The organism is Bacteroides reticulotermitis JCM 10512 (assembly GCF_000517545.1).
In the GTDB taxonomy this organism is placed as follows: Bacteria; Bacteroidota; Bacteroidia; order Bacteroidales; family Bacteroidaceae; genus Bacteroides; species Bacteroides reticulotermitis.
Map to the genome: position 1 here is coordinate 42,035 of NZ_BAIV01000010.1, position 16,413 is coordinate 58,447.

The 16,413-nt window shown below is 42.5% G+C and carries 14 protein-coding genes and 5 pseudogenes; 14 read left to right on the top strand and 5 right to left on the bottom strand.

What is annotated here, in order from left to right; genetic code table 11:
* Nucleotides 1-45: 45 nt before the first annotated feature.
* The 3 genes from pdxH to JCM10512_RS07800 all read right to left on the bottom strand — a co-directional run bounded on the left by pdxH (nucleotide 46) and on the right by JCM10512_RS07800 (nucleotide 2,470).
* A complete protein-coding gene (gene pdxH, locus JCM10512_RS07790) occupies nucleotides 46-690 on the bottom strand; it encodes a pyridoxamine 5'-phosphate oxidase (RefSeq protein WP_044161951.1) in 645 nt (214 codons plus the stop codon).
* A 4-nt stretch (nucleotides 691-694) separates the two neighbouring features.
* Complete coding sequence (locus JCM10512_RS07795) at nucleotides 695-1,399, bottom strand: pirin family protein (RefSeq protein ID WP_044161953.1); 705 nt, start codon at nucleotides 1,397-1,399, stop codon at nucleotides 695-697.
* A 69-nt stretch (nucleotides 1,400-1,468) separates the two neighbouring features.
* Nucleotides 1,469-2,470, bottom strand: a complete 1,002-nt coding sequence (locus JCM10512_RS07800) for a 2-hydroxyacid dehydrogenase (RefSeq protein ID WP_044161955.1) — start codon at nucleotides 2,468-2,470, stop codon at nucleotides 1,469-1,471.
* A 204-nt stretch (nucleotides 2,471-2,674) separates the two neighbouring features.
* Between JCM10512_RS07800 and JCM10512_RS07805 the strand changes: the two genes are divergently transcribed.
* From JCM10512_RS07805 to JCM10512_RS07830, 6 genes and pseudogenes are all read left to right on the top strand, one after another.
* Nucleotides 2,675-4,036, top strand: a complete 1,362-nt coding sequence (locus JCM10512_RS07805) for an OmpP1/FadL family transporter (protein ID WP_044161957.1) — start codon at nucleotides 2,675-2,677, stop codon at nucleotides 4,034-4,036.
* Between the two features lie 224 nt (nucleotides 4,037-4,260).
* Complete coding sequence (locus JCM10512_RS07810; protein ID WP_044161959.1) at nucleotides 4,261-4,764, top strand: RNA polymerase sigma factor; 504 nt, start codon at nucleotides 4,261-4,263, stop codon at nucleotides 4,762-4,764.
* Between the two features lie 150 nt (nucleotides 4,765-4,914).
* Entirely contained in the window at nucleotides 4,915-5,595 is a 681-nt protein-coding gene (locus JCM10512_RS07815; RefSeq protein ID WP_044161961.1) for a queuosine precursor transporter, read from the top strand.
* A gap of 1 nt (nucleotide 5,596) precedes the next feature.
* A pseudogene (gene queC / locus JCM10512_RS07820) lies at nucleotides 5,597-6,258 on the top strand (7-cyano-7-deazaguanine synthase QueC).
* Between the two features lie 52 nt (nucleotides 6,259-6,310).
* Nucleotides 6,311-6,766, top strand: coding sequence for a preQ(1) synthase (queF, locus tag JCM10512_RS07825; RefSeq protein WP_044161963.1), 456 nt, complete (start codon nucleotides 6,311-6,313; stop codon nucleotides 6,764-6,766).
* Nucleotides 6,763-7,410 carry an HD domain-containing protein gene (locus tag JCM10512_RS07830; RefSeq protein ID WP_044161964.1) on the top strand — a complete coding sequence of 216 codons (648 nt, stop codon included), beginning with the start codon at nucleotides 6,763-6,765 and terminating at the stop codon, nucleotides 7,408-7,410. Before queF ends, JCM10512_RS07830 begins: the two co-directional genes overlap by 4 nt.
* Before the next feature lie 15 nt (nucleotides 7,411-7,425).
* On the opposite strand, the gene rlmH is transcribed toward JCM10512_RS07830, so the two are convergent.
* Nucleotides 7,426-7,899, bottom strand: a complete 474-nt coding sequence (gene rlmH, locus JCM10512_RS07835; protein WP_044162067.1) for a 23S rRNA (pseudouridine(1915)-N(3))-methyltransferase RlmH — start codon at nucleotides 7,897-7,899, stop codon at nucleotides 7,426-7,428.
* Between the two features lie 126 nt (nucleotides 7,900-8,025).
* Here rlmH and JCM10512_RS07840 point away from each other — a divergent pair, with 126 nt between their 5' ends.
* The 7 genes and pseudogenes from JCM10512_RS07840 (at nucleotide 8,026) to JCM10512_RS07870 (ending at nucleotide 13,306) form a co-directional block, all read left to right on the top strand.
* The gene (locus JCM10512_RS07840; RefSeq protein ID WP_044161966.1) at nucleotides 8,026-8,418 is read left to right on the top strand and encodes a DUF4783 domain-containing protein; all 393 of its coding nucleotides are present in this window, start codon (nucleotides 8,026-8,028) and stop codon (nucleotides 8,416-8,418) included.
* Entirely contained in the window at nucleotides 8,411-9,259 is an 849-nt protein-coding gene (gene nadC / locus JCM10512_RS07845) for a carboxylating nicotinate-nucleotide diphosphorylase (RefSeq protein ID WP_044161968.1), read from the top strand. The genes JCM10512_RS07840 and nadC overlap by 8 nt, the downstream gene beginning before the upstream one ends.
* A 187-nt stretch (nucleotides 9,260-9,446) precedes the next feature.
* Complete coding sequence (locus JCM10512_RS07850; RefSeq protein WP_044162075.1) at nucleotides 9,447-10,001, top strand: RNA polymerase sigma factor; 555 nt, start codon at nucleotides 9,447-9,449, stop codon at nucleotides 9,999-10,001.
* Nucleotides 9,982-11,024: pseudogene (locus JCM10512_RS07855) on the top strand (putative outer membrane beta-barrel protein). Before JCM10512_RS07850 ends, JCM10512_RS07855 begins: the two are co-directional and overlap by 20 nt.
* A 40-nt stretch (nucleotides 11,025-11,064) precedes the next feature.
* Nucleotides 11,065-11,559, top strand: a pseudogene (locus tag JCM10512_RS07860) (DUF4943 family protein).
* A 57-nt stretch (nucleotides 11,560-11,616) separates the two neighbouring features.
* Complete coding sequence (locus JCM10512_RS07865) at nucleotides 11,617-12,327, top strand: DUF4858 domain-containing protein (RefSeq protein ID WP_044161969.1); 711 nt, start codon at nucleotides 11,617-11,619, stop codon at nucleotides 12,325-12,327.
* Between the two features lie 37 nt (nucleotides 12,328-12,364).
* The gene (locus tag JCM10512_RS07870) at nucleotides 12,365-13,306 is read left to right on the top strand and encodes an NAD(P)H-dependent flavin oxidoreductase (protein ID WP_044161971.1); all 942 of its coding nucleotides are present in this window, start codon (nucleotides 12,365-12,367) and stop codon (nucleotides 13,304-13,306) included.
* 101 nt (nucleotides 13,307-13,407) lie between these two features.
* On the opposite strand, the pseudogene ald reads toward JCM10512_RS07870, so the two are convergent.
* A pseudogene (gene ald / locus JCM10512_RS07875) lies at nucleotides 13,408-14,513 on the bottom strand (alanine dehydrogenase).
* A gap of 244 nt (nucleotides 14,514-14,757) precedes the next feature.
* Here ald and JCM10512_RS07880 point away from each other — a divergent pair.
* A pseudogene (locus JCM10512_RS07880) lies at nucleotides 14,758-16,409 on the top strand (M23 family metallopeptidase).
* Nucleotides 16,410-16,413 lie beyond the last annotated feature (4 nt).

Consider the following 16,413-nt stretch of genomic DNA (forward strand, 5'->3'; position numbering starts at 1 on the left):
AATATTACATAAACTTGCCGGAGTAAGCAAGAAAAATAGATTAAATCAGGGAGCAAGTCGACAGATAGCCCACTTCTTATCCGGATGTAAAGTATATAAGAAGCGATCGTGTAAGCGGCTGGGCCTGCCTTGCCAAAACTCAATTCTGGTGGGCGTGACGGCATATCCTCCCCAATTGTCCGGTCTTTCTACTTCCTTTCCGAACCACCGGGCAGCTTCTTGAACGAAGGCGCGCATTAATTGCATCCGACTGGCAATCGGTTGGCTTTGAGGAGAGATTCGTGCACCGATCCGACTTTTGTAAGGACGCTTTTTGAAATAAGCATTCGATGTTTCCGGTGGAACTTTTACGGCCGTACCTTCCACATGCACTTGCCTTTGCAGCGTATGCCATACAAAGGATAAAGAAATGTGCGGATTGCCGGCCAGCTGTCCGCCTTTCCGACTTTCATAATTGGTATAGAATATGAAGCGGCCATCATCCACGCCTTTGAGTAAGACCGTACGACTTGAAGGGTATCCTTCCGGTGAGACAGTAGCTACAATAACTGCTGTTGGCTCCTCCACTTGGGCATCGATTGCATCCTGGAGCCAGCGGCTAAAAAGCAAAAGTGGATCGTCAGGAAGATCCGCTTCCCTCAATCCACCTTTTGTATATTCTTGCCGGATATCGGCTAGGTTTGTTTTCATATTTCTACATGGGTACTTCTATCAGTAAGATATGCGAATCTTTGATTGTTTGTAACTCAAATGCGGAAGTGTCATATACCCCCATACCATCACGACGTTGCATTGATTCTCCACCGACTACGATTTCTCCTTCAATCAGGAAGATGTATACACCTCCATGCTTTTGATGTAGCTGGTAGGTTAATGTCTTGCCTGCTTCTATTTTCCCGATAGAAAACCAAGTATCCTGTAATAAAGAGGCAGGTGTGCTACCGTCAGGCGCTACTATGAGTGACAGTTCATTCGGGCGTTCCAATTCGCGAATGCTGAAATCCTGATAAGCCGGCGTCGTATTGCGCTCTTTCGGCATGATCCATATTTGCAGAAATTCAACCGGAACCGTATCGCTCGCATTTACTTCGCTGTGAAAGATTCCTGTGCCGGCACTCATCGTTTGAATATCGCCAACACTAACTACACGGCTGTTTTTCTTGTTATCACCGTGGCGTAACTCCCCTTTCAATGGAATGGAAATAATCTCCATGTTCTTGTGAGGGTGGGTTTGAAAGCCTTCGCCAGCTGCTACTTTGTCATCGTTAAGCACCCGAAGTGCTCCGAAGCTAATTCGGTCGGCGTTATAATACTCATCAAAGCTAAAAGTATGGTAACTATCCAACCAACTGTGTCGCGAATGTCCTCTAGTTGCTGCTTTATGTATGATCTTTTTCATTTATCTTTCCTTTCTTATTACACATTATTACTGCTTTATATATGTAACAAGCGTATAGGCGGAAAGGTTCTATCTTTTCACTTCATTTAGCAGGGGCTTTTGACTTAAAAAATCTTTAATATTTTGTAAGGTTGTTACCGCAATATTACTCATAGCCTCATGCGTGAAGAAGGCCTGGTGGGAAGTCACGATTACATTGTTGAAGGAAAGTAAGCGTGCTAACACATCATCATCGATGATGCGATCGGATTTGTCTTCGTAGAAATACTCTCCCTCTTCTTCGTATACATCCAATCCGGCGGAACCGATTCTTTTATTTTTTAATCCTTCAATCAGCGCATTGGTGTGTATCAATTGTCCGCGACCGGTATTGATAATCATTACGCCATCTTTCATTTTGCTGATGGAGTAGTCATTAATGAGATATTTAGTTTGTTCGGTAAGTGGACAATGTAGAGAAATGATATCCGAACTGTGATATAATTCATCCAGCGAAGTATAAACAATCTGTTCTTCACGGGCGAAGTTATAATCGGGATATAGGTCATAGGCCAGTATATTCATGCCGAACCCTTTTAGTATGCGTATCAAGATTTTAGCAATTTTCCCGGTTCCGATAATACCGGCTGTTTTTCCGTGCATATCGAACCCCATCAAGCCGTGAAGCGAGAAGTTACCATCTTTCGTCCGCCAGGAAGCACGTGGGATTTTTCTATTTAGCGATAACATAAGAGCTACTGTATATTCAGCTACAGCATAGGGAGAATAGGCGGGAACACGTACCACAGTGATTCCAACGGCTGCGGCTGCATCCAAATCGACGTTATTGAAGCCGGCACAGCGTAAAGCGAGTATCTTTACTCCATTATCGGCCATCATGCGAAGTACTTCTGAGTCACCCGTATCATTTACGAAGATACAAACGGCATCTACTCCTTGCGTTAGTATCACATTGTTTTTGTTCAAATGCCCTTTGTAGTAACGAAGTTCATATCCGAATTCTTTGTTTTTTTCGTTGAAAGAGGCTTCGTCGTAAGGCTTTGTGTCGAAGAAGGCAATTGTATAGGCCATAAGTTACAATATTTGTAGTGTTATTAATAAACACTCCGGCGGAACAAAATGTTTAAGTCTCTTTCTTACTTTTTATATCGTTTCAGTAGAAACAGTTCAGATAATCAATTAAATTAATCGTATTGCGAAAATAAATGCACAAAGTTGATTGTTGTGTGCAGTTTTATTATACCTTTGCGCCCGAAATAATTAAAAAAGATTTAGATGAGAAAATTATCCTTGATTGGTTTTGTGATGCTAATCGTTTCAATTCCAACTTTTGCGGGAGGGATCCTGACAAATACAAATCAGCATGTTTCTTTTCTTCGTATGTTGGCACGTGGTGCTTCCATCGATATAGATGGTGTTTATTCCAATCCCGCTGGTTTAGCCTTCTTACCCAATGATGGGTTTTATCTTTCTTTGAATGGTCAGAGCGCATACCAAACGCGTAACATTGACACAAAATTCTTTTTGTTTCCTGAAGACGGTAATAGTCGGCATTATAAAGGTAAAGCTTCGGCCCCTTTTATTCCGAGTTTTCAAGGTGCGTATAAAAAAGGAGACTGGACAATTTCCGGAAGTTTTGCTGTTGTGGGTGGTGGCGGAAAAGCCTCTTTCGATGATGGCTTGGGAATGTTCGACTCTATGATAATGGGTAGCTTGGCAGCTAATAAAAACCTTCAAGCATTACAAACTGCAACAGGCGCTAATGCTGTATCTGATCTTTATACGCTCAATAGTGCGATGGATGGACGTCAGTTTATTTACGGTGTGCAGCTAGGCCTATCTTATAAAGTGAACGATTGGTTGGGCGTTTTTGCCGGAGGTCGTATGAACTATTTCAGTGGTGGTTATGAAGGTTTTTTAAATGCTACAGGTAAGAGTAATGTTCCAAATATCGGTGGCACAGAACTAGCAGGGATCGAATTGGATTGTGACCAGACAGGCTGGGGGATAACTCCTATCTTGGGAGCCGACGTGAAATTGGGTAAATGGAATCTCGGTTTGAAATACGAGTTTATGACAAGTCTGAATCTTGAGAATAAGACAAAGAAAGCTGAAGTGCGTCAGGGGGGAACTGCCATGGGAGATGAAGGAAACCCGTTGGCTGATTATAAGGATGGCGTAAACACCCCTAATGATATTCCGGCTCTGTTGACTGCTGCTGTTGGTTATGAAATTCTTCCTACACTTCGTGCATCTGTAGAATATCACCACTTTTTCGATAAATCTGCCGGTATGGCCAACGATAAGCAGAAAGCTTTGCGACATGGTACGCATGAGTTTTTGGTTGGTGCAGAGTGGGATGTAACGAAGCAATTGAGTATCAGTGGTGGATATCAACGTACAGACTATGGTTTGGCAGATAATTTCCAAAGTGATATTAGCTTCTCATGTGATTCCTATTCGCTAGGCTTTGGTGCTGCAGTTAAGATGACCAAGCATTTGACGATGAATATAGCGTACTTCTGGACAACATATAGCGACTACAATAAAGTGGCGGGAACAGCACCTGCTATCGTTAGTACTACCTATAGCCGTACCAATAAAGTCTTTGGTTTAGGAGTAGATTATAAGTTTTAAACAAGCTATTTATAGCTTTAATATGGGACTCATGTCTAGCAAGGATTAGGCCTAAACAGGCTATGCCCCTTGCTAGGCGTGAGTCTAATATATATGGATAATTAGCGTAAAAAATAGTATAAGGGAAAAATTGCCAAGTAATCTGGAAGAATTGCTATTTATAATGGGTCTAAAATAGCCGTACTTTGCATCGTATAGGAAAATAAGATAAATAAAATACGAATATGGAAGCAAAAGATTTTACTCAGGGAATTTTGGCAATGGAACAAGACCTTCATCGTTTTGCATACAAACTAACTTCAAACCGTGACTCGGCGAATGATCTGGTTCAGGACTCTTTATTACAAGCATTAGATAATAAGGAGAAATTTAAACACTCTACTAATCTCAAAGGATGGATGTATACCATCATGCGCAATATCTTTATCAACAACTATCGCCGTATGATGCGTGAAACAAATTTGATTGACGATAATTACTCGCTTCAGCAACAGAGCTTGGTGAGAGACGAAGACAGCGATCGCTTTGAATATGCTTATGATATGAAACAATTATACCAAGTAATACATTCAATTCCGGATGATATGAAGATTCCATTTCAAATGTTTGTTGCTGGATTTAAATATCGTGAGATAGCTGAAAAATTGGATTTACCTATCGGTACGGTAAAAAGCCGGTTGTTCTTTATCCGCAAACGCTTGAAAGAAGAATTGAAGGACTTCTCTTGATTTTTACTTTTTAGATATAAATTGGTATAGGATTTCTTTTGGGCTTTTCCCGAAGAAGTCCTATATTTGCATCCTGAAAATTAATAAAAAACATATGATGCCGTGAATAGCGGTCGTGTATTCTAGAACACCACGTAAAAAACAGGAATAATGAAAGAAAAAGTATCTGTACCCTTTATGCTGCTTGGCATTCTTTTCAATGTATGCCTCATTGCAGCTAATCTTCTTGAAACCAAAGTAATCCAAGTCGGAGGCTTATCCGTTACTGCCGGTTTACTGGTTTTCCCTATCTCTTATATAATTAATGACTGTATTGCCGAGGTTTGGGGTTTTAAAAAAGCCCGTCTTATAATCTGGAGCGGTTTTGCGATGAATTTCTTCGTCGTAGCTCTTGGCTTGATCGCAGTCGCTATTCCTGCCGCTCCTTTCTGGGAGGGAGAAGAGCATTTTAACTTTGTGTTCGGCATGGCTCCACGCATAGTTTGTGCCAGTATGATTGCTTTCCTGGTAGGATCTTTTCTCAATGCTTATGTAATGAGTCGAATGAAAGTTGCTAGCGGAGGACGTAATTTTTCGGTTCGTGCAATTTGGTCAACCGTTGTTGGTGAAACAGCCGATTCGTTGATCTTCTTTCCGATAGCTTTTGGTGGAGTTATTGCATGGAGAGAGCTGATGATTATGATGGGGCTTCAAATCGTATTGAAGTCAATGTATGAAGTGATCATTCTGCCCGTGACCATCCGCGTAGTGAAAGTCATCAAACGAATCGATGGTAGCGACGTTTACGATACCGATATTTCTTATAACGTATTGAAAATAAAAGATCTCTGAAATGAATAAAGATGCAGCGTTGGTTGTGTTCAGCGGAGGGCAGGACTCAACAACTTGTCTATTTTGGGCCAAGGAGAACTTCAAAAAGGTATATGCCCTGAGTTTCCTTTATGGGCAGAAACATCAGAAAGAAGTAGATTTAGCGCGTGAAATAGCTCGAAAATCTGCTGTGGATTTTGAAGTAATGGACGTATCGTTTATCGGGAAGTTGGGGCGCAATTCATTAACTGATGCTTCGCTGGTGATGGATCAGGAGAAACCAGCCGATAGCTTTCCCAACACCTTTGTTCCGGGGCGTAATCTGTTCTTCTTAAGTATCGCAGCGGTCTATGCGCGTGAACGCGGGATTAATCATATCGTTACCGGAGTTTCACAAACTGATTTTAGCGGATATCCCGATTGCGGGATGCTTTTATAAAATCACTGAATGTTACGTTGAACCTCGCTATGGAAGAACAATTTGTGCTTCATACGCCTTTGATGTGGATTGATAAAACTGAAACATGGGCGTTGGCTGATAAGCTAGGTGTACTAGATTTGGTTCGGAACGAAACGCTTACCTGCTATAACGGCATACCCGGAGACGGTTGCGGTCACTGTCCCGCTTGTGTATTGCGTCGGGAGGGATTAGAGAAATATTTGCAGACTAAACAAGAAGAGTGATGAAGAATGGTGTACGCACCTATTCTTAATTATATAAATAATGAAATGAGTCATGACTGAATTGAAAGAACAATTATCTCTGTTAGGGAGAAAGACCGAATATAAGCAAGATTACGCTCCTGAAGTTTTGGAAGCTTTTGATAACAAGCATCCGGACAATGATTATTGGGTGCGTTTCAATTGTCCGGAGTTTACGAGCTTGTGTCCGATAACTGGGCAGCCGGACTTTGCTGAGATACGTATCAGTTATATCCCGGATATCAAAATGGTAGAGAGCAAAAGCTTGAAGTTATATCTGTTTAGCTTCCGTAATCACGGAGCATTTCATGAAGACTGTGTCAATGTGATCATGAAAGATCTCATTCAACTGATGAATCCGAAATATATAGAAGTAACCGGGATCTTTACCCCACGAGGAGGGATCTCTATTTATCCGTATGCTAATTACGGACGTCCGGGTACAAAGTTTGAGCAGATGGCAGAAAACCGTTTGATGAATCGGGAATGAAAAAAGATCGAATAGAGTTACCTGTCGAATTAATAGCGTATATCCGGCAACAGATCATTCCTCAATATGCTCATTTTGATAAAGCACATCAGATCGATCACGTAGAAAGGGTGATAGAAGAAAGTTTGGATTTGGCTTTACTTTATAAGCTGAATCCAGCCATGGTTTATGTCATTGCCGCTTATCATGATTTGGGATTGAGTGAGGGGCGAGAGTTTCATCACTTGGTTTCGGGTAGCATACTGCAAGCCGATGAAACTTTACGGCAATGGTTCACGAAAGAACAAATCGTGCAGATGAAAGAGGCTGTAGAAGATCATCGGGCATCTAATGCACACTCTCCGCGAAGTCTTTTTGGAAGAGTCGTTGCTGAAGCCGATCGCATCATCGATCCCGAACTTACGCTGAGGCGCACCGTTCAATATGGACTGGCCAACTATCCGGAGATGAACTACGAGCAACAGTATATTCGGTTCCGGGAACATCTCCATGAAAAATATGCTGAAGGAGGTTATCTGAAACTATGGATCCCTCAGTCTGCTAACGCTCAACAACTGTTGCAACTCCGTCGGTTAATTGCCGATGAGCCACAGTTGAAAGTTGTGTTTGAGGAATTATATAGGAGAGAGACAGCGGGAGCTTGAAGTTTACCCCGTTCATCATTCATGGTGATACGGTCCACCGCTTAATATAGTCATAGCTCGATAGATCTGTTCTACAAAGATGAGTCGGATCATCTGGTGTGAAAAAGTCATTTTGGACATTGATATCTTTTCGTGAGCTGCTTGGTACACTTTATCAGAGAAGCCATAAGGTCCGCCAATAATGAAGACTAAGCGTTTATTTACCGTATTCATTTTCCGTTTCATGTAATCGGCAAACTCGATAGAACGCATCTCTTTTCCATGCTCATCGAGCAATACAATAACATCACCGGCTTGCAAAGCCTTGAGGATCAACTCGCCTTCTTTTTCTTTTTGTTGTTCCATCGACAAACTCTTGGTGTTCTTGAGTTCGGGAATCACTTCCATGTCGAATGTCGTGTAGCGCTTGGTGCGCTGAACATAATCGTTGATAGCTGTTATATAATGTTGTTCTACTGTTCGTCCTATTACGAGCAAGGTTGTTTTCATGCTGATGTTGTTCTGATTGTCGCACAAAAATAGGCATTTTTTATGGTATTCTGCTATTAATGTTTACCTTTGCCCATCATTCGTTGAAAGTTTATGGCTTAAATTTCAACCCAAAAACTTGAATTTATGAAGAAACGAGTACTTTTAGGAATGGCTGCATTATTCCTTTCTGTTTTTCTGGCGGTAGCGCAAGAAATTCCGGCAGGAGTAGTACCGGCTTTTAAAAAAGGAAGCTCACAAGAGCTCAACAAGTACATGGGAGACAAGGTAAACTTGATACTCCTGGGATCCTCGACGAACGTTGACAAACAGAAAGCGACAGCTATGATGCAGGAATTCTTTGCTGAAAACAAGGTTAGCGGATTTAATGTGAACCATCAGGGTAAACGCGATGACTCGAGTTTTATTATCGGTACGCTGATGACTACAAAAGGGAACTTTCGGGTGAATTGTTTCTTGAAAAGAGTAGATAATCAATATTTAATACATCAAATAAGGATTGATAAGACTAATGAATAAAGAAAAAGAATTGATCGATAAATTGATCGATCTCGCTTTTGCCGAGGATATAGGTGATGGTGATCATACGACCCTTTCATGTATTCCTGCTGCGGCAATGGGGAAATCGAAATTACTTATTAAAGAACCCGGAGTACTTGCAGGCGTTGAAGTGGCCAAAGAAATATTTAACCGCTTCGACCCGGAGATGAAAGTAGAAGTCTTTATTACCGACGGCACCGAAGTGAAGCCGGGCGACGTCGCAATGGTAGTAGAAGGCAAGGTGCAGTCTCTTTTGCAAACAGAGCGCTTGATGCTGAATGTCATGCAACGTATGAGTGGTATTGCAACCATGACTCGTAAGTATGCCAAACAACTGGAAGGTACTCACACCCACGTGCTTGATACCCGTAAGACTACTCCCGGTATGCGTATTCTTGAAAAAATGGCAGTAAAGATCGGTGGAGGTGTGAATCATCGCATCGGTTTGTTCGATATGATTCTTCTGAAAGATAATCACGTTGATTTTGCCGGAGGAATTGATAAGGCGATTACCCGCGCTAAGGAGTATTGCAAAGAGAAAGGGAAAGATTTGAAGATTGAAATAGAGGTGCGTAACTTCAATGAATTACAGCAGGTACTTGACTTAGGAGGCGTTGATCGTATTATGTTTGATAACTTTACGCCCGATATGACGAAGAAAGCCGTTGAAATGGTAGCTGGTAAATATGAGACCGAGTCTTCAGGCGGCATAACTTTTGATACACTTCGGGATTACGCTGAATGCGGGGTAGACTTTATCTCAGTAGGTGCTCTTACCCACTCTGTGAAAGGACTGGATATGAGTTTCAAGGCTTGCTAGAGAAACCGTATTAATCAAAGATAATTAATTGAAGCCATCTCCATTACCCTCTCTTTTTAGATGAGGATTGGAGTAGGCTTCTTTTTTTATATTCTTTAACTATACTCATTGCAGCATTCTTTAATTTTCTGCGTCTAAGGTACAAACGACGCAGGCATACGTTCGATATAAAAAAAGACAATTGGCTTTGGAAAACGAGATAGAACTGATAAAGGGCTGTCGGGCAGGAATGGATTCAGCCCGGAAGGAACTTTACACTCTCTACTCCAAGAAGATGTTGGCGGTATGTTACCGTTATACGGGTGATATGGATGCGGCGCACGATGTATTGCATGATGGTTTTATCAAGATCTTTACCAATTTTACATTCCGTGGCGAGTCGTCTCTTAGTACTTGGGTTACCCGGGTCATGATAACTCAGGCACTTGATTATTTGAGGCGAAAGAAACGGTTTAGTCTATTGGTGGTGAATGAAGAACAGCTTCCCGACATTCCGGATGTGAACGCATCAGGAGGAGGCGTTGGAATTGCGGAAGAACAATTATTAGCTTTTGTTGCTGAATTACCGGATGGTTGTCGAACAGTATTCAACCTTTATGTGTTTGAAGAGAAGTCGCATAAAGAGATAGCTAAGCTTCTTCATATTAAAGAGCATTCGTCAACCTCGCAATTACACCGCGCTAAGTTTTTATTAGCAAGGAAAATTAAAGAGTATAGAAATCATGAGGAAAGAAAAAGATGAAATAATCGAACTGTTCCATTCGCATCTTGTGAATACAGAGATGACTGTAAGAGATGGCTTTTGGATGAATTGGCGCAGGAGATACCTGTGGCTTATCAGCATCGTCGGCGAATGATTTTTCTCCGAGTAGCTGCTGCTGCCTCAGTATTGTTAGTCTTAGCTGTTTCGTCGGCTACGTTCTGGTATTTTTCTCCCAACCAAGAAATAGAAGAAGCTTTTACTCAAATAGTGGCTGCTAATGGAGGGACATTAGATGGCGATGGCGTATTAGCACGCCCATTGGCACAACCTCTCAAACCAGTTTTATCGAAGCCGACTCCTAAATCGTATGGCATGCTTAAACAGTATACGGAGGCTGAAGAAGAAGAGTCAATGACAGTATCAATGTCTTTCTCGTTTTCGGCAACTATTCGGAATGAGTCTGAACCGAGACATAATCGGGAAGGAGTTTGGCAAGCAAAAGTAGAAGGTGAGGGAGAGGCTTCCGGTGTGAAAGAGGAGACGAGTATATCTCAAAATACCAAGAATAGTAATCTGAAAAAACATCTTTGGGCTGTGAAAGCTCAGGTAGGTACAACACTTCCGGCAGATAATGGGACCTATAAAATGCCTATCTCCGTTGGTGCGACTGTAGAACGGAAGCTAAATAAGTATTTGGGTGTGGAGACCGGAATCGTTTATTCTAATCTGCGCTCCGAAGGACAGAAATTACACTATTTGGGCATTCCGGTTAAAATGAATGTTACATTGGCCGAAACAAAGAAGTGGGATGTGTATGCTACCGTAGGTGGTGTAGCTGATAAGTGCATTGCCGGTGCGCCGGATAATGACTTTAAGAATGAGCCTATTCAGTTAGCTGTAACGGCTGGTGTAGGTGTGCGGTATAAAATAAACGATCGTCTTGCGGTATTTGCGGAACCCGGAATTTCGCATCATTTCAAGACCGATTCGCAATTAGCAACGGTACGTACTGAACGACCGACTAATTTTAATCTACTTTGCGGACTTCGCATGACGTATTAACCGTATGAAGAAAATGAAAAAAACACTATTTATGCTGTGCATGGTTATTAGCCTGACCCTATCCTTTACAGGATGCAGCAATGAAGAATTAAATTACAACGATCCGGATGTTACCCTTTTTGTGAAACAATTGAAAGCGGGTACTTACAATATGAAGAATGAGAAAGGATTAGTGGAAATCCCTCATTTTATGGACAAGGATATTCCTAGCTTACTAAAATATGCGGAAGATTTGACTATCATCTTCATTCCCATCGGTTTATAATACGAATAATGGAAGATTCGTTTGGGCGAGTGTATGCTTTGGATTGTAGAATATATCCGTCAGGGAACTCCGCCGTCGCAGGGGTGTAAAATGGTGAAAGCTAATGCTGAGAACTATGAGGCCATCTACTTTTTGACGGACGAAGAAGTTCTTGATGCAGCCACTTGCTATCGGCGTTGGTGGGAAGGCCGCAAATATCCTAAAACATATTGGACTATTGATCCCTGTTACGATGAACCGCTTTGTGGAACCGGTTATCGTTGGTGGTAAGCATTTCGCTTTCTTAAATACGAAATAGAGGGGGCTTCGGATAAAATAAATAATTAAATGAGGAAGTATTACTTATTATCGGCAGTTATGCTACTGTTGACAGGGGTTTCTTACGCTCAACATACAGTTTCGGACTCGCTGAAAGTGAAGAGATTGCTCGAAGATACTAGAGAGGTAAAACTCAATCCGGAGGCAGCGAAGATGATTGATTTTGGCAGTGGCGCAGGTTCTCCCAGAGTATCTGGTGAGAAGAACTGGATGTTGCCGGATGAAACGCTTCCTCAGGCATTGCCTAAGCCGAAAGTAGTGCTTTCTCTGATGCCTTATAAAGCCAATACGGCCTATAATTGGGACCCCGTTTATCAGAAAAAGATAAGAGTAGATAAGGACACATGGCGGGGAGATCCGTTTTATGCCCTTCGTCGTCAGCGTTCGTATACAAATTCGGACTCAAAGGAGCAAGATGTGGCCATGGATATGCGTTGGCAAGGTGGAGCGCGTACTCAGCTGTTTGGTGAGCGGGCTAACGGGAGTATGGTTAGTACAATGACTACCGGAAAAGCACTTCCGTTGTACACCAAGGGAAGTACGAAAGTCACCATTAGCGGAGGGAACATTGGTGGGCTCGACCTAATGGCTGTTTTTACGAAAAACTTTTGGGATAAGGCAGGAAGAAGACAGCGAGAACGTACCTTAGAGGTGTTGCGGGCCTATGGCGATTCTACCTCGGTGATGATAAATGTACCTCTTGAACAGATTACCCCTTGAGAACGTTATAAAGCTATAATCTTATAACACGATAATCATGAATAAAATCAATTCCCTTTTTGGTATTCAATATCCTATTATCCAAGGTGGTATGGTATGGTGCAGCGGCTGGAGACTTGCTTCCGCTGTGAGTAATGCAGGAGGATTAGGCCTGTTGGGCGCAGGATCGATGCATCCCGAGACTTTGCGCGAGCATATCATTAAATGTAAAGCTGCTACCACTCGCCCGTTTGGGGTAAATATCCCTTTATTATATCCTCAAATAGATGAAATCATGACTATTGTGGCCGAAGAAGGAGTTAAGATTGTTTTTACTTCCGCCGGCAATCCGAAAGCATGGACCGGTTGGTTGAAAGAACGTGGAATTACGGTAGCCCATGTGGTATCCTCCTCTCGTTTTGCCGTGAAGTGTGAAGAAGCAGGAGTAGATGCCATAGTTGCTGAAGGTTTTGAAGCCGGTGGTCATAATGGGAGAGAAGAAACTTCTACTTTCTGTTTGATTCCAGCTGTGCGTCAGGCTACCAAGCTTCCTCTGATTGCAGCAGGGGGTATTGCTACCGGTGAAGGTATTCTGGCAGCTATGGCTTTAGGAGCTGAAGGTGTACAGATCGGTACACGTTTTGCTTTGAGTAGTGAAAGTTCGGCCAGCGATGCGTTTAAGAATTATTGCTTGTCTTTAGGCGAGGGAGATACTAAATTACTTCTGAAGAAGCTGGCTCCAACCCGAATGGTAAAGAATAAGTTTCGTGATGCAGTGGAAGTTGCGGAAGACCGCGGCGCATCGGTAGAAGAACTTCGCCTATTGTTGGGCAAGGGACGTGCTAAAAAAGGAATTTTTGAAGGAGACCTCGATGAAGGCGAATTAGAGATCGGGCAGATTTCCTCCATCATTTCCCGTCAACAGCCTGTCGCTGAGATTATGCAAGAATTAATTGAGTCCTATCAGCATACAGTAAACAAAAGATTTGATTGGTTATAATATAAAAGTAAATGTGAACGGCGCACTCTTTTTATATACAGCTAAAGGAAAGGTATATAAAAGAGTACGCCGTTTCTTAAATGTTAATCTGTCTTCTTCTTTTAGAGTTCTACCGGTTCGTATGCCAGATCAAATACCTCGGCTACGGCTTGATAAGTAACTTTACCCTCAACAATGTTTAGGCCAAGCGCTAAGGCCGGATCGGCTTTACAAGCTTTTTGCCATCCTTTAGTAGCTAATGCAATGATATAAGGAAGAGTCGCATTTGTGAGTGCCAACGTCGAAGTATATGGAACGGCACCGGGGATATTAGCTACTGCGTAATGCACAATGCCGTCTACAACGAAAATAGGGTCACTATGCGTGGTTGGATGAGACGTCTCAAAGCAACCTCCCTGATCGATGGCAACATCTACCAATACCGTTCCCGGTTCCATTATTTGAAGCATATCTCTGGTAATAAGGTGAGGAGCTTTATCTCCAGGTATTAAGACAGAGCCAATCACCAGGTCTACATCCGAAAGTTCTTTCTTTATTCTCAATTCCGAAGCACATAGCGTTTTCACGTTTTTCGGTAGTGTTTCGCTTAAATAACGAAGACGGGCAAGGTTTATATCGGCTACAATTACATCAGCACCCATGCCTGCTGCGACCTGTGCCGCATTTTCTCCCGCGATACCGCCACCTAATATTAATACTTTGGCCGGCCTGACTCCCGGAACACCTCCTAACAATACACCTTTACCTCCTTGCGATTTCTCTAGAAAGCGAGCACCTTCTTGTACCGACATTCGTCCGGCAACTTCGCTCATTGGCGTGAGTAGTGGGAGAGAGTGATCGGCTTTCTCAACAGTTTCATATGCCAGGCAAATGGATTGATTCTCAATCATAGCTTGGTTAAGGCTTTATCGGAGGCGAAATGAAAATAGGTGAATACAAGCTGTCCTTTTCGGATAAGGTGATACTCCGTAGCGATAGGTTCTTTTACCTTAATAATCATTTCAGCGGTTGCATATACATCCTCTATTCCGGGTAGAATACGAGCACCGGCAGCTTGATAGGCTTCGTCTCCGAATCCGCTATTTATTCCTGCCATGTGCTGAATATACACTTCATGGCCACGCTTAACAAGTTCGGCAACTCCAAAAGGAGTCATGCCCACTCGATTCTCATTGTTTTTAATTTCTTTAGGTACTCCGATTATCATAATGTAACGTATTGAGGGTTAAACATCTTCGAAATTAGCGAGAAAAAGGTTAGGTTGTTACGTATAATCTAATGTTTAAGAACAGAAAGACGAATATTTATTCACTATACCTGTCTGTTGCTTTTGCAAAAGGGTAGTGATGGCGAAAGATTTATTAACAAGTTGTAGCGTCATCATTCTCTTCGGACATTTCGTAATCTACTGAGAATACAGTACTTTTGTAGTGCTAAAATTCTAAACTCACATGAAACGATATATTCTGGCTCTGATGCTCTCTTGCGGCATTCAGGGATATGCCCAAGAACAAAAGCAAGCGACATTTGTATCGCCTTTCGATTTTCCGCTCACATTGAGTGGTAATTTCGGTGAAATACGTTCCAATCACTTTCATGGCGGACTCGATTTTAAAACAGGAGGCACTATCGGTAAGCCGGTACGCGCTTTGTCCGATGGATACATTTCGCGTATTCGTGTTACCAACGGTTCCGGCTATGTGCTCGATGTATGTTATCACAACGGGTATAGTACGATTAACAGGCATTTAAACGGTTTCTTATCTCCGATAGCCGAGCGAGTGGAAAATCTGCAATATGAAAAGGAGAACTGGGAAGTTGATATTGTTCCTGAACCGGAGGAGTATCCGGTGAAAGCCGGGCAACCAATAGCCTTGAGTGGAAATACCGGATATTCTTATGGTCCCCATTTACATTTAGATGTGTTCGAGACGGAAACGGGGGATTATATAGATCCGATGCCGTTTTTCAAAAATAAGATGAAAGATACCCGTCCTCCCAAGGCAGATGGGATTATGTTCTTTCCACAAGCAGGTAAAGGCGTAGTATCCGGAGGGCAAAAACCGGTAACGATTCTTCCGAATTCGACGCGTTGCGTAGAGGCATGGGGAGTTATCGGTGTAGGCATCAAAGCTTATGATTATATGGACGGAGTGAGTAATCATTACGGAGTTCATTCGGTAGTTCTCACGGTCGATGATCAGGAAGTCTTTCAGAGTACAATCGATCGCTTTGCACCTGACGAAACCCGAATGATTAACTCGTGGACCTATGGTCAATACATGAAGTCATTCCTTGATCCCGGTAATACGCTGCGTATCATGAAAGCGTCCAATGACAACCGTGGGTTGGTAACGATTGATGAAGAACGCGATTATCGTTTCTTATATACGCTGCAAGACGCTTTTGGGAATACTTCCCGCTACTCGTTTGTTGTGCGCGGGTGCAAACAGCCTATCGAACCTTTCGAGCACAGAGAGAAATATTTATTCGCTTGGAATAAGACCAATTACTTGCAAGAGCCCGGGCTTATGCTGGTTATCCCGAAGGTATGCTGTATGATGATGTGCCTATTCATTATCAGGTAACCGCGGATAGTGGTTCGGTGGCATTCACATACCAATTGAATGACAAACCGATTGCGCTTCATGGTGGGTGCGAGCTTCGAATTGGCATACGTCGCAAACCTTTGGAAGATATGTCGAAATACTTTGTAGCTCGTATTTATCCGAATGGGAGTAAATCGAGTATTGGTGGTCAATATGAAGACGGATTTATGAAAGCATCCATTCGTGAACTGGGTACCTATACGGTTGCCGTAGACACCGTTCCGCCGGAGATTATTCCGATTAATAAGAACCAATGGGGGCGAAACGGAAAGATTGTGTATCGGTTGAAAGATAAAGAAACCGGTATCCGGTCCTATCGTGGTACTGTTGACGGGAAATACGCATTGTTCGGACGTCCCAACATCGTGAAGTCTTATTGGGAATATAAGATCGATCCTAAACGGGTAAACAAAGGTGGAAAACATGTCGTAGAGTTGACAGTAACAGATAACTGCGGCAATGAAACCGTATCACGCGAAACATTTGTCTGGTAAATTA

Bases quoted from the DNA above. Each gene is read 5' to 3' on its own strand.
- JCM10512_RS07865 (WP_044161969.1), top strand. From the start codon at position 11,617: ATGAGGAAGTATTACTTATTATCGGCAGTTATGCTACTGTTGACAGGG.
- JCM10512_RS07840 (WP_044161966.1), top strand. From the start codon at position 8,026: ATGAAGAAACGAGTACTTTTAGGAATGGCTGCATTATTCCTTTCTGTT.
- nadC (WP_044161968.1), top strand. From the start codon at position 8,411: ATGAATAAAGAAAAAGAATTGATCGATAAATTGATCGATCTCGCTTTT.
- JCM10512_RS07805 (WP_044161957.1), top strand. From the start codon at position 2,675: ATGAGAAAATTATCCTTGATTGGTTTTGTGATGCTAATCGTTTCAATT.
- JCM10512_RS07830 (WP_044161964.1), top strand. From the start codon at position 6,763: ATGAAAAAAGATCGAATAGAGTTACCTGTCGAATTAATAGCGTATATC.
- pdxH (WP_044161951.1), bottom strand. From the start codon at position 690: ATGAAAACAAACCTAGCCGATATCCGGCAAGAATATACAAAAGGTGGA.
- queF (WP_044161963.1), top strand. From the start codon at position 6,311: ATGACTGAATTGAAAGAACAATTATCTCTGTTAGGGAGAAAGACCGAA.
- JCM10512_RS07870 (WP_044161971.1), top strand. From the start codon at position 12,365: ATGAATAAAATCAATTCCCTTTTTGGTATTCAATATCCTATTATCCAA.
- JCM10512_RS07810 (WP_044161959.1), top strand. From the start codon at position 4,261: ATGGAAGCAAAAGATTTTACTCAGGGAATTTTGGCAATGGAACAAGAC.
- JCM10512_RS07800 (WP_044161955.1), bottom strand. From the start codon at position 2,470: ATGGCCTATACAATTGCCTTCTTCGACACAAAGCCTTACGACGAAGCC.
- rlmH (WP_044162067.1), bottom strand. From the start codon at position 7,899: ATGAAAACAACCTTGCTCGTAATAGGACGAACAGTAGAACAACATTAT.
- JCM10512_RS07795 (WP_044161953.1), bottom strand. From the start codon at position 1,399: ATGAAAAAGATCATACATAAAGCAGCAACTAGAGGACATTCGCGACAC.
- JCM10512_RS07815 (WP_044161961.1), top strand. From the start codon at position 4,915: ATGAAAGAAAAAGTATCTGTACCCTTTATGCTGCTTGGCATTCTTTTC.